The organism is Pseudonocardia aurantiaca (assembly GCF_039526725.1).
Classification (GTDB): Bacteria; Actinomycetota; Actinomycetes; order Mycobacteriales; family Pseudonocardiaceae; genus Pseudonocardia; species Pseudonocardia aurantiaca.
Genome location: NZ_BAAAJG010000016.1, coordinates 261,509 through 273,575, shown reverse-complemented (window position 1 = coordinate 273,575; position 12,067 = coordinate 261,509). Strand labels below are relative to the sequence as shown.

Here is a 12,067-nt window from a genome sequence, read left to right as displayed (position 1 = left end):
CCGCGGCGTCGTCGCAGGTGCCGGGCCCGGGCTATGGCACTGGCGCTGCGCCTTTAGTCTTCCACGCGTGTTCCGCTACGACCTCGCCGTCCTGGAGCGGTACCCGGCGATCCACGCCGGGATCGTCGCTGCGTCCGGGCTGACCAACGGACCGACGCCGCCCGCGCTGCTGGAGCGCTACCGCGCCGCCCAGCGGGACGTCGCGCAACGGCTCGCGACCACGCCGGTCGCCGAGCTGCCGTCCATCGCGGCCTGGCGCCGCGCGTTCGCGGCGTTCGGAGCGAAGCCCACCCAGTACCGCAGCGCCGCTGAGGCGCTGCTGCGGCGGCTGGCCAAGCAGGGCGACATCCCATCCATCAACACCCTCGTCGACCTCGGCAACCTCGTATCGATCCGGTACGCGCTGCCGGTCGCCGTGGTCGACCTCGCCGGGATCGACGGCGGCATCACCGTCCGGTTCGCCACCGGCACCGAGCGGTTCACCGACATCGGTGCGGCCGAGGCCGTCGCGCCGGAGCCCGGGGAGGTGGTTTTCGTCGACCGCGCGGGCGTCGCCTGCGCCCGGCGCTGGTGCTGGCGGCAGAGCGCGCAGAGCGCGACACGGCCGACCACGACGCGGGCGCTGGTCGTGGTCGAGGGGCTGCACGACGGCGCCGAGGCCGACGTCGCCGCCGCGTGCACCGAGGTCGCCGCGCTGCTGGCCGAGTTCCAGCCCGCCGCCGCGACCACCGTGCACGCCCTCTCCGCCCGGCACCCCGCCACCGTGCCCACCTGAGACCCCGAGGCAGGAGCCCAGTGCGGCAATCCCGCACGCTGGGACCTGTGCGGGGGGCCGCCCGCAAGGGCGGTCCCTACCGCGATCGATCCACCGGGACTTCGTGCCGCGCCCGGCGGGGGCCATAGCCGGCGCCGCGTCATCGCACGGGGCCACCGCTTACCCACGGATCGCGCCGGTCACGCCCGGCCGCTGCGCCGACGTTCCGCTCGGACCCGTCCGGGAACTGGCAGGTTGAAGTCATGCCTGCCAACGAGCAGGAGTCGCCCGAATACGGCCTTGTGACCAGGCGTACCGGCCGTGGCGTCGCAGAGACGGTAGCCCCACGCGACGCACGCGGACGCACCCGACCACGGTAGACGACCGGGTGCGCCGCGCACGTCCGTCGACGGGAGTGCCTTGCCCTACCGCGCCCGGGGTGGGCCCGGCGAGAGGGCTCACCCCTCGGGCCGGTTCAGCACCCCCACCGGCACCTGGTGCATCACCTCCGCGTCGGCCGGGTCGTGGCGCCGCGCACCATGTACCACTCGTCGGCGCCCTCGTAGCGGACCATCACCCGCTCCTCGCCGTGGTCACCGCAGACGGTGCGCAACTCCAGCGAGCCGGTGATCACTCCCACCTCGTCGGCCCAGACGCCGCCGCGCGGAGCGGTGATGATCGAGCTGTGCTCGATGGCCATCAGATCGCGGCGGAGGACCGGTGCCGCGAGCAGGGACGGCTGGGCGGCAACGACTGGTATCCCGCTGGAATCGCTGTGACCTGCGTGGATCGCTTGTGCAGTCGTCCGGCCCGCGAAGGGTCCCGCGCATCTGGCCCGGTCCCCGGTCACCCGCCGGACCCGACCGGCGTACGAGGAGCTGATCGAGGCGGAGTACCTGGCCGCGGAGGGCCTTGATCTGCGCCGCCCGGACCTAGTGGAGTCCCGGCCGGGCTGCCCCGCACCCGCAGCCCGCCGCTCGGGAGCTCGTCGATCGCTCCGCGCTGTCGGCGGGACCCGGAACGGGACCTCGTCATGCCGCGAGGATAGGAGCACCTTGTGTCACGACTCGTGTCACGCGCCCGCGGGCGCTGATCGGCACAGACGAAACGCACAGGTCAGACGTAGTGGGCGCGGCAGGGTTCGAACCTGCGACCGCTCGGGTGTAAGCCGAGTGCTCTCCCGCTGAGCTACGCGCCCGCGTGCCCGACCGCCGTCGGCGGCCAGGCGACGAGGATCAGTCCAGAGCGGCAAGCGCCTTCTTCCACGACTCCTGGTCGCGGGGCTCGCCGGGCTGGTTCACCTCGGTGAACCGCAGAATCCCACCCTTGTCGACGAGGAACGTACCCCGCAGCGCCATCCCGCGGTCGTGGTTGAAGACCTCGTAGGTCTGCGCCACCTCCCCGTGCGGCCAGAAGTCCGACAGCAGCGGGAACTGGTAGCCCTCTTCGTTGGCCCAGGCCTTCAGGGCGAACACGTGGTCGACGGAGACGGCGAGGATCTGCACGTCCTCGTTCTGGAAGGTCCCGATGTCGTCGCGCACGGCGCACAGCTCCCCCGTGCACACGCCGGAGAACGCGAAGGGGTAGAAGATCACGAGGACGTTTCGTTCGCCCCGGAAGGACGAGAGCGTGATCTGCTGGTTGTTCTGGTCCTTCAGGGTGAAGTCCGGGGCCTCTGTGCCGACTTCGGGCGCCATGTCTGTGGTCTCCTCGGTTCGAGCGGTGCCGTCACGTCCGAGCCTAGCCGGATCAGGTGTGTTCCATCCCGAACGGCCCCGGGCCGGGAGGACGAGGAGGTGCGGTGGACGTCGAAGGCTGGTTTCTGCGGGCTGACGAGCGCGGCAACCGCGCCTACCGGCTGCCGCACTGGTGCGACGGCAACGCGGTTCTGGCCCGCGTGCACGGGGCGGCCTACTTCGCGCGGCTCGTCGACGAGGTGCGTGCGCTCGAACGGGGTGACCACCTGTTCTTCACCGACTGGCGCGGCGACGCCGACGAGCGCCTCTGCGAGGACGGGCCGACGGTCGGTGAGCTGTTCAGCGACGCGGCGCGGCGCGGTGTCGTCGTCAAGGGCCTGATGTGGCGCTCGCACACCGACGCCCTGTCCTACAGCGAGGAGGAGAACCGCCGGCTCGGGGACGTGGTGCGCGAGGCGGGTGGGGAGGTCCTCCTCGACGAGCGGGTGCGCCGGGCCGGGTCGCACCACCAGAAGCTCGTGGTGCTGCGGCACCCCGACGCACCGGAGCGGGACGTGGCGTTCGCAGGCGGCATCGACCTGTGCCACTCCCGGCGCGACGACGCCCGCCACCGTGGCGACCCGCAGGCCCTGGCCATGGCCGCCGTCTACGGCGACCGGCCGCCGTGGCACGACGTGCAGATCGAGGTGCGCGGGCCGGCCGTGGCCATGCTCGATGCCGTGTTCCGTGAACGCTGGGAGGACCCGCACCCCCTGGACCGCCACAACCCGGTCGCCCACCTGCGCGACCTGCTCGGCAAGGCCGACCTCGTGGCGGACCCGCTGCCGCAGCAGCCGCCGGAGCCGCCCCGGGAGGGCGATGCCGCGGTCCAGGTGCTGCGCACCTACCCGGCCATCCGCCCCGGCTACCCGTTCGCCCCGAAGGGCGAGCGTTCGGTCGCCAGGGGCTACGCCAAGGTGCTGCGCCGCGCGCGGCGGCTGGTGTACCTGGAGGACCAGTACATGTGGTCGCCGCACATCGCCCGCCTGCTCGCCGGCGCGCTGCGGCGCAGCCCGGGGCTGCACCTGATGGTCGTGGTTCCGCGCCACCCGGACGTCGACGGGCCGCTGGCGCTGCCGCCCAACCAGGTCGGCAGGCTTCAGGCGATCGAGGGGTGCCTGAGCGCTGCCCCCGACCGGGTGCACGTCTACGACCTGGAGAACTCGGAGAGCACGCCCGTGTACGTGCACGCGAAGGTCGCCGTCGTCGACGACACCTGGGCGGCCGTCGGGAGTGCGAACCTCAACCGGCGCTCGTGGAGCCACGACAGTGAGCTGACGGTCGCCGTGCTCGACTCCGTCCGCGACAACCGCGCGCCCACCGACCCCAACGGGCATGGCGACGGCGCCCGCCGGTTCGCGCGCGAGCTTCGGCTCGAGCTGCTGCGGGAGCACCTCGCGCGGCGCGCGGACGACGACGCAGACCTCGTCGACCCGGACGACGCCGTCCGCGCCGCCGACGCCGTGGCGCACGCGCTCGACGTTTGGCACGAGGGCGGCCGCGTGGGACCGCGGCCGCCAGGAAGACTGCGCCACCACCGGCCCGAGCGGCTGGGCCTGCTCACCAAGCTGTGGGCGGTGCCGGTCTACCGCCTCGTATACGACCCGGACGGGCGCCCGCTGCGCGACCGGCTCCGCAACCGCTGGTGAGCGCGATCGCTCGGGCGACCGGCGTGAACGCCTCGGCCTGTCGGGGCCCGGACGACTTCCGCGACAGCACGGGGAACGCCCCCGTGCTGAGCAGGACCACCGCCGCGAGCACGAGCGCTACGCGGCCGTGGCCCCACGACTCGGTTCGGGGGATCGACGCCGGCCGCGTACCTCGCAGACGTCGTGACGCCCCGCCGTTCGCGACTGTGGCCCCGGCGCGCACGCCTGAGCCGCCGAGCACGGCCGGCAGACAAGCCCTGACCCTGGCTCACCGCCGCGTTTTGGCCGCCTTCGGTGCCACCAGCCTGGTGCCCACCCAGCCCTCGCTCACCGTGATGTTCGAGGTCTGCGCGAGGCCCGCCGTCGGCGCCGCCTCGGCGATCTCGCTCGGTTCCAGGTGACCTGGACGGCCCGTCTTCGGTGTCAGAACCCACACCACGCCGCTGTCGGCGAGCGGGCTCCGGGCGTTGATCAATGCATCGACCAGATCTCCGTCGCCATCCCGGAACCACATGATGACGACGTCGATCACCTCATCGGCGTCCTCGTCGAGCAAGTCATCGCCCGATCTCTCCTCGAGGGCGTCACGGACCGTCTCGTCAACGTCCTCGTCCCACCCGAGCTCCTGGACGACCATGCCCGACTCGACGCCGAGCTTGCCCGCGATGTCGGACGTACGTCCGGCATCATCCGCGGCGACCACGCGTGTACCTCTTTCCTCGTGTTCCATCACACCCAACTCGGTGGTACCCCGCGAGGGCCTGCCGAACGGTTGCGGAATCCGAACACGTTGGCAGTCCGGCGCGCAACCACTCGTTACGAGATCGAGCATCGAGGGGCACGATAGGGGATGACCCGGACTTCTACCCAAGCTTCAAGCCTACGCAGGGAGATCCCTTGACCGGCCAGACCACCGACGGCGCCCGTTCGACCCGCTCCGGGGCACCGGACGCCGGGCCGCGGCGCGTGCACGTCATCCGCGACGGTCTCGCGGCGCACCTGCCCGACATCGACCCGGAGGAGACGGCCGAGTGGCTCGACTCCTTCGACGCGGTGCTGGACGCCGCAGGTCAGCAGCGTGCGCGCTACCTCATGCTGCGCATGCTCCAGCGCGCGCGGGAGCGTCACGTCGGTGTGCCCGCCCTGACGAGCACCGACTACGTCAACACCATCCCCACCGACCGCGAGCCCTGGTTCCCCGGCGACGAGGAGACCGAGCGGGCCTACCGGCGCTGGGTGCGCTGGAACGCCGCCATGACGGTGCACCGGGCGCAACGCCCCGGCATCTCCGTCGGCGGCCACATCTCCTCCTACGCGTCGTCGGCGACGCTCTACGAGGTGGGCTTCAACCACTTCTTCCGCGGCAAGGACCACCCGGGCGGGGGAGACCAGATCTACATCCAGGGGCACGCCTCCCCCGGCATCTACGCGCGCGCCTACCTCGAGGGGCGGCTCTCGGAGGACCGCCTGGACGGGTTCCGCCAGGAGCTGTCGCACGGCGGCAAGGGCCACGGCCTCCCGTCGTACCCGCACCCGCGCCTGATGCCGGACTTCTGGGAGTTCCCCACGGTCTCGATGGGCCTCGGCCCGATGAACGCGATCATGCAGGCGCGGTTCAACCGCTACCTGGGCGACCGCGGCTTCTCCGACACCTCCGACCAGCGAGTCTGGGCGTTCCTCGGCGACGGTGAGATGGACGAGCCGGAGTCCCGCGGCCTGATCCACATCGCGGCCACGGAGGGCCTGGACAACCTCACGTTCGTCGTCAACTGCAACCTGCAGCGCCTCGACGGCCCCGTCCGCGGCAACGGCAAGATCATCCAGGAGTTGGAGTCGTTCTTCCGCGGCGCCGGATGGAACGTCATCAAGGTGATCTGGGGCCGGGAGTGGGACGCCCTCCTGCACGCCGACCGGGACGGGGCGCTCATCAACCTGATGAACACCACCCCCGACGGCGACTACCAGACGTACAAGGCCAACGACGGCGGCTACGTCCGGGACCACTTCTTCGGGCGTGACCCGCGCACGAAGGCGCTGGTCGAGCCGATGTCCGACGCCGACATCTGGAACCTCAAGCGCGGCGGCCACGACTACCGCAAGGTGTACGCGGCCTACGCGGCGGCGCTGGAGCACGAGGGCCAGCCCACCGTCATCCTCGCGAAGACGATCAAGGGGTACGGCCTCGGCTCGCACTTCGCCGGCCGCAACGCCACCCACCAGATGAAGAAGCTCTCGCTGGACAACCTCAAGGAGTTCCGCGACTCCCAGCGCATCCCGATCTCCGACCGGGCGCTGGAGGAGAATCCGTACCTGCCGCCGTACTACCACCCGGGCGAGCACGACCCGGCCATCGAGTACATGCAGGAGCGCCGTCGGGCCCTCGGCGGTGACCTGCCCTCGCGGCGGGTGGCGGCGAAGCCGCTCGTGCTCCCCGGCGACAAGGTCTACGACGTCGTGCGCAAGGGCTCGGGCAAGCAGGAGGTCGCCACCACGATGGCGTTCGTCCGGCTGCTGCGCGAGCTGGTCAAGGACCCTGAGGTCGGCGGCCGGTTCGTGCCGATCATCCCGGACGAGGCCAGGACGTTCGGCATGGACTCCATGTTCCCGACGCAGAAGATCTACAACCCGAACGGGCAGCAGTACACCTCGGTCGACGCCTCGCTGATGCTCGCCTACCGCGAGAGCGAGCAGGGCCAGCTGCTGCACGAGGGCATCAACGAGGCGGGGTCGGTCGGCTCGTTCACCGCGGTCGGCACCTCGTACGCCACACACGGCCAGCCGATGATCCCGGTGTACGTCTTCTACTCGATGTTCGGCTTCCAGCGCACGGGCGACTCGATCTGGGCGGCGGCAGACCAGATGGCCCGCGGGTTCCTCGTCGGCGCCACCGCGGGACGCACCACGCTCACCGGGGAGGGCCTGCAGCACAACGACGGCCACTCGCAGCTGCTCGCGGCCACCAACCCGGCGGTCGTGGCCTACGACCCGGCGTTCTCCCACGAGGTGGCGCACATCGTCAGGGACGGGCTGCGCCGCATGTACGGCGAGGCAGGCGACGACGGCGTGCTCGGCGGCGAGGATCTGATCTACTACCTCACCCTCTACAACGAGCCCTACGTGCAACCGGCCGAGCCCGCCGACCTGGACGTCGAGGGGCTGCTCAAGGGCATCTACCGCTATGCCCCGAGCCCTCGGCCGGACGGGCCGCAGGTCCGGCTGCTGGCCTCCGGCGTCGCGGTGCCGTGGGCGCTGCGGGCCAGGGACATGCTGGCGGAGCAGTGGGGCGTCGGCGCCGAGGTGTGGTCGGTCACGTCGTGGGGCGAGCTGCGCCGCGACGGCGTCGAGAGCGAGCGGCACAACCTTCTGCACCAGGAGGGGGAGCGGCGCGTCCCGTTCATCACGCAGGCGCTGAGTCGTGGGGATCGGGGCGACGGCGGCCCCGTGGTGGCCGTCTCGGACTGGATGCGGGCGCTGCCCGACCTGGTGCGGCAGTGGGTGCCCGCTCCGTTCACGAGCCTCGGCACCGATGGGTTCGGCCTGTCCGACACCCGTCCCGCGGTACGGCGCCACTTCAACGTGGACGCCGAGTCGATCACGGTCGCCGCGCTGGGGGCACTCGCGGAGCGCGGCGAGTTCGACCGGGGGGCGGTCGCCGAGGCCGCCGCCAAGTACAAGATCGACGACCCGCAGGCGGCCGGGCCACAGACCACCGACAGCGGCGTGGCCTGAGTCGCATCCCGGTGAGCAGGGCTGGACGGGCGCAACGGCGCACCCGCCCGGCCCGTTCCCACCCGATGCGGAGCCACCGTCCGGCGGACGGTGGTCACACGGCGTTGCGCTCGCCCCGATATGTCCCTCACCGGCGACGCACAGTGGCGACGGGTGCAGCTTCGGCAAACACACAGGTCATTGGCTCTCGGCAGCGGCGCCCGAACACGATACGCTCCGGCGCGACGCCGACCTCGCGTGATCGCGAACGGCGTCCCGACCGGGGCGCGGACCGTAGCGGCCAGGCGGCGCGATGCCGGGGGCGAGTGCCCCCGCACCAGGTACGAGGAGAGCAAGAATGGCAGAGGGCACCGTCAAGTGGTTCAACAGCGAGAAGGGCTACGGCTTCCTCGCTCCCGACGGTGGTGGCGCGGACGTGTTCGTGCACTACTCCGCAATCCAGACCAACGGCTACAAGAGCCTCGACGAGGGCCAGCGCGTGTCGTTCGACATCGAGCAGGGCCAGAAGGGTCCGCAGGCCACCAAGGTCACACCACTGGGCTGAACCTCGATCTGGGCTGAGCTGGCGTCGCCGGGAGCACCGGCAACCCTCGGACCTGCGCTGCAGGCAACATCTCATCCACTCGCCGTCGCCACCGACCGCGGCATCGCCGCTGAGCCGGGGCCTGTGCCCGTGGGTCACCGTCCCGTAGCCGCGGGATGTCCGAGGGGCTGTCCGTCATGCCCATGTTTGCCGTGGGAACCCCGATCCCCGACCGTCGTACCGCAGTCTCCACTGTTGCAGGGAGCGGCCGAACACCGGGGTTCCCACCGGCGTGCCATGCTGCCGCGCGTGACGGTGGAGCGAGCACGGTGACGGGCACGGGTCCGGTCACCGTCTCCCCCGCGACCCTACGCAAGCTCGAACTGGCGGCGGGCGACCTGGCCGCGGCCTGCCTCGTGGCCATGGAGGAGCACCAGCCGTGGTTCGCGCGGCTTCCTGCCGACCAGCGGGCCGGCGTCCTCCTCGTCACACAGACCGGCGTGGCCAACTTCGTCGCGTGGCTCGGCGAGCGCGGTGCGTCGATCCGGCTCACGGCCGAGGCGTTCCGTATCGCCCCCCGCGATCTCGCGCGCCGACTGAGCCTGCGCCAGACGGTGGACCTCGTGCGGATCGCGACCGACGTCTTCGAGCGGCACCTCCCCCCGCTCGCCGCCGACGAGGCGGAGCGCCACGCGCTGGTCGAGGCCGTACTGCGGTTCGGCCGGGAGATCGCGTTCGCCGCCGCCACCGTGTACGCCGGTGCGGCGGAGACCCGCGGCGCCTGGGACGCGCGACTCGAAGCGCTCGTCGTGGACGCGGTGGTGCGCGGCCCGCACGTCGACGGCGGCACCGAGGACGCGCTGGTCTCCCGGGCGGCCGCCCTGGGCTGGGACCCGGGCTCCGCGGTGCGCGCGATCGTCGGCACCCCGGCCCCCGGCGCCCCCGCCGAACTGCTCGGCGAGCTGCGCAGGGAGGTCGCCCACGCCGGCCGATCCGTGCTCATCGGCGTGCAGGGCAACCGGCTCATCCTGCTGCTCTCGGAACCCCCCGAACGGGACCCGAAGCAGTCGAGCCCCGGAGATGTCGGCAGGGCCGAGATCGGCAAGCTCGTGGACGGCTTCGGCCCGGGGCCGGTGGTGATCGGCCCGGTAGCCGCTGACCTCACGGCGGCGCACAGCAGCGCCCGGGACGCCCTCGCCGGGCTGCGGGCAGCGCCCGGCTGGCCGGCGGCCCCGCGTCCCGTCGCAGCAGACGACCTACTCCCCGAACGCGCGCTCGCCGGCGACGGCGTGGCGCACCGCAAGCTCGTCGAGTCGGTCGCCGTGCCGCTCGACGCCGCGGGTGGCGGGCTTCTGCACACCCTCGCGACCTATCTGGAGGGTGGCGGCGCGCTGGAGGCGTGCGCCCGCGCGCTCTTCGTGCACCCGAACACGGTGCGCTACCGCCTGCGCCGCGTGAGCGACCTCACGGGCCGCAACCCGGCCGACCCTCGCGACGCCCTTGTGCTGCGAACGGCTCTCGTTGCCGCCAGACTGGGTATCGATCGCGGCCCGGCCGACACGCCGTGAGCTGCGGGAAAACCTACAAGCAACAGGGGCTGTGACGTGGACTGCACGAGGCATCGGCCGCAGCGCTTTGTCGGAAACCTCCAAAGCGCACCCGCGGGCTTCGTGCGTGTCGACATCCCGCGGACCGCACCGACCCGTGTTGCCTTATCGGCGTGATGACGTCGTGATCGCGCTGCTCGCCCCCGGCCAGGGGGCCCAGACCCCGGGCATGCTCGCCCCGTGGCTCGAGGACCCGGTTGCGGAGGAGACCATCGCCCGCTGGTCCGACGCAATCGGCCTCGACCTGCGCCGCCTCGGCACCACGGCCGGCGCCGACGAGATCAAGGACACAGCGGTCACGCAGCCGCTGGTCGTTGCCAGCGCGCTGCTCGCGGCCGAGCGGCTGGCGGCGCTGCTCGACCTACCGGCTGCCGCGCCTGTCGCGGGCCATTCCGTCGGCGAGCTCGCGGCGGCCGCCGTGGCGGGTGTCCTGCCGCCCGACGCCGCCGTCGCGCTCGCCGCAGTCCGGGGCCGCGAGATGGCCGCAGCGTGCGCGCTCGAGCCGACGGGCATGAGCGCGGTGCTGGGCGGGAAGCCCGACGATGTGGTCGCGGCGCTCACGGGGCTGGGCCTCGACCCGGCCAACCGCAACGGGGCCGGCCAGATCGTGGCGGCCGGGCCGCTCCCGGCCCTCTCCGCGCTCGGCGAGGCGCCTCCCGAGGGCACCCGCGTGATCGCGCTCCCGGTCGCCGGGGCGTTCCACACCAGGTTCATGGCGCCCGCCGAGGAGGCGATGCGCAGCCACGCCGAGACGGTGTCCGTCACCGACCCGGTGCGCCCGCTGCTGTCCAACGCGGACGGGGCCGTCGTCACCGACGGCGCCGAGGCACTGCGCAGGCTCGTCGCCCAGGTGACGCGCCCAGTCCGGTGGGACTCCTGCATGGCCGGGCTGCGCGAGCTCGGCATCACCGCCGTGATCGAGCTGCCGCCGGCGGGCACGCTCGTCGGGCTGGTCAAGCGCGAGCTCAAGGGCACCGCCACCCTCGCGCTGAAGACGCCGGACCAGCTCGGCAAGGCCGTCGACATGATCACCGAGCACGCAGGGGCAGAAAAGTGACACAGCTGAGACTCGCACCCTCCGTACCGGGCGCGCGCATCCTCGGCCTGGGCAGCGCCCAGCCCGAGAACGTCGTCACCAACGACGACCTCGCGCAGCGGATGGACACCAACGACGCGTGGATCCGCGACCGGGTGGGCATAGAGAGCCGTCGCATCGCCGAGGAGGGCACGCTCCTGGTCGACATGGCCGCCGAGGCCGGGGCCCTGGCGGTGAAGGACTCCGGACTCACCCCGGCCGACATCGACACGGTGATCGTGGCCACCTGCACGATGCCCACCCCGATCCCGAACGCCGCAGCGCAGACCGCGGAGCGGATCGGGATCTCCGCGCCGGGCGCGTTCGACGTCAACGCCGCCTGCGCGGGCTTCTGCTTCGGCATGGGCACCGCGGCCGACCTCGTGCGCGGCGGCAGTGCGAAGAATGTGCTGGTCATCGGCGCGGAGAAGCTGTCGGACTGGCTGGACTGGACCGACCGCTCCACCGCGATCATCTTTGCCGACGGCGCGGGCGCCGCCGTCCTCGGGCCCGCGAGGGACGAGGCGGCGGTCGGCGTCGGCCCGCTCGCCTGGGGCAGCGCGGGCGACATGGCGCAGACGATCCGCATCAAGCCCGACAACAACGCGCTCGCCCAGGAGGGCCAGGCGGTGTTCCGCTGGGCCACCACGAAGATCGCCCCGGTCGCGCTGCGGGCCGTCGAGCTCGCCGGCCTCACACCCGCCGACATCGACGTCTTCGTGCCGCACCAGGCCAACCTGCGCATCGTCGACGCCGTGGCGAAGCGGCTGCGCAAGGAGGGCGCCCGCGAGGACATGGTGGTGGCCGACGACATCCGCCACTCGGGCAACACCTCGTCCGCGTCCATCCCCCTCGCCCTCGACCACATGCGCGCCGACGGGCGGTTGCGCTCCGGCGACACCGCGCTGCTCGTAGGCTTCGGGGCGGGCCTGTCCTACGCGGGCCAGGTAGTCGTCTGTCCCTAGGATCGGCGCGCACCGAACCGCACGCCCGA

At 72.3% G+C, this 12,067-nt stretch carries 10 protein-coding genes and 1 tRNA gene; 7 read left to right on the top strand and 4 right to left on the bottom strand.

Annotation, left to right across the window (positions count from 1 at the left end):
* Positions 1-67: 67 nt before the first annotated feature.
* Positions 68-775 (top strand): B3/B4 domain-containing protein, encoded by a 708-nt coding sequence (locus ABD143_RS25835; protein ID WP_343983586.1) that lies wholly within the window; start codon positions 68-70, stop codon positions 773-775.
* Between the two features lie 481 nt (positions 776-1,256).
* Here the strand turns inward: ABD143_RS25835 and ABD143_RS25830 are convergent, their stop codons facing one another.
* From ABD143_RS25830 to ABD143_RS25820, 3 genes are all read right to left on the bottom strand, one after another.
* Entirely contained in the window at positions 1,257-1,454 is a 198-nt protein-coding gene (locus ABD143_RS25830) for a hypothetical protein (protein WP_343983582.1), read from the bottom strand.
* A 426-nt stretch (positions 1,455-1,880) separates the two neighbouring features.
* Positions 1,881-1,952: transfer RNA gene (locus tag ABD143_RS25825), tRNA-Val, on the bottom strand.
* 37 nt (positions 1,953-1,989) lie between these two features.
* On the bottom strand, positions 1,990-2,451 hold the full coding sequence (locus tag ABD143_RS25820; RefSeq protein WP_343983580.1) for a peroxiredoxin: 462 nt from the start codon (positions 2,449-2,451) through the stop codon (positions 1,990-1,992).
* 104 nt (positions 2,452-2,555) lie between these two features.
* Here ABD143_RS25820 and ABD143_RS25815 point away from each other — a divergent pair, with 104 nt between their 5' ends.
* Positions 2,556-4,139, top strand: a complete 1,584-nt coding sequence (locus tag ABD143_RS25815; RefSeq protein WP_343983577.1) for a phospholipase D family protein — start codon at positions 2,556-2,558, stop codon at positions 4,137-4,139.
* 268 nt (positions 4,140-4,407) lie between these two features.
* Here ABD143_RS25815 and ABD143_RS25810 read toward each other — a convergent pair whose 3' ends face one another.
* The gene (locus tag ABD143_RS25810; protein WP_343983574.1) at positions 4,408-4,842 is read right to left on the bottom strand and encodes a DUF3052 domain-containing protein; all 435 of its coding nucleotides are present in this window, start codon (positions 4,840-4,842) and stop codon (positions 4,408-4,410) included.
* 194 nt (positions 4,843-5,036) lie between these two features.
* On the opposite strand from ABD143_RS25810, the gene aceE reads away from it, so the two are divergent.
* From aceE to ABD143_RS25785, 5 genes are all read left to right on the top strand, one after another.
* Positions 5,037-7,868 (top strand): pyruvate dehydrogenase (acetyl-transferring), homodimeric type, encoded by a 2,832-nt coding sequence (gene aceE, locus ABD143_RS25805; protein WP_379659944.1) that lies wholly within the window; start codon positions 5,037-5,039, stop codon positions 7,866-7,868.
* Positions 7,869-8,205: 337 nt separating this feature from the next.
* Complete coding sequence (locus ABD143_RS25800) at positions 8,206-8,412, top strand: cold-shock protein (RefSeq protein ID WP_075941971.1); 207 nt, start codon at positions 8,206-8,208, stop codon at positions 8,410-8,412.
* A 308-nt stretch (positions 8,413-8,720) separates the two neighbouring features.
* Entirely contained in the window at positions 8,721-9,959 is a 1,239-nt protein-coding gene (locus ABD143_RS25795) for a PucR family transcriptional regulator (protein WP_343983572.1), read from the top strand.
* A gap of 163 nt (positions 9,960-10,122) precedes the next feature.
* On the top strand, positions 10,123-11,055 hold the full coding sequence (locus ABD143_RS25790) for an ACP S-malonyltransferase (protein WP_343983569.1): 933 nt from the start codon (positions 10,123-10,125) through the stop codon (positions 11,053-11,055).
* Positions 11,052-12,038: a beta-ketoacyl-ACP synthase III gene (locus tag ABD143_RS25785; protein ID WP_343983566.1), complete on the top strand. Its 987-nt coding sequence runs from the start codon at positions 11,052-11,054 to the stop codon at positions 12,036-12,038. Before ABD143_RS25790 ends, ABD143_RS25785 begins: the two co-directional genes overlap by 4 nt.
* Positions 12,039-12,067 lie beyond the last annotated feature (29 nt).

Excerpts from the sequence above, each read along its gene's own strand:
- ABD143_RS25830 (WP_343983582.1), bottom strand. The coding sequence starts at position 1,454 with ATGGCCATCGAGCACAGCTCGATCATCACCGCTCCGCGCGGCGGCGTC.
- ABD143_RS25820 (WP_343983580.1), bottom strand. The coding sequence starts at position 2,451 with ATGGCGCCCGAAGTCGGCACAGAGGCCCCGGACTTCACCCTGAAGGAC.
- ABD143_RS25800 (WP_075941971.1), top strand. The coding sequence starts at position 8,206 with ATGGCAGAGGGCACCGTCAAGTGGTTCAACAGCGAGAAGGGCTACGGC.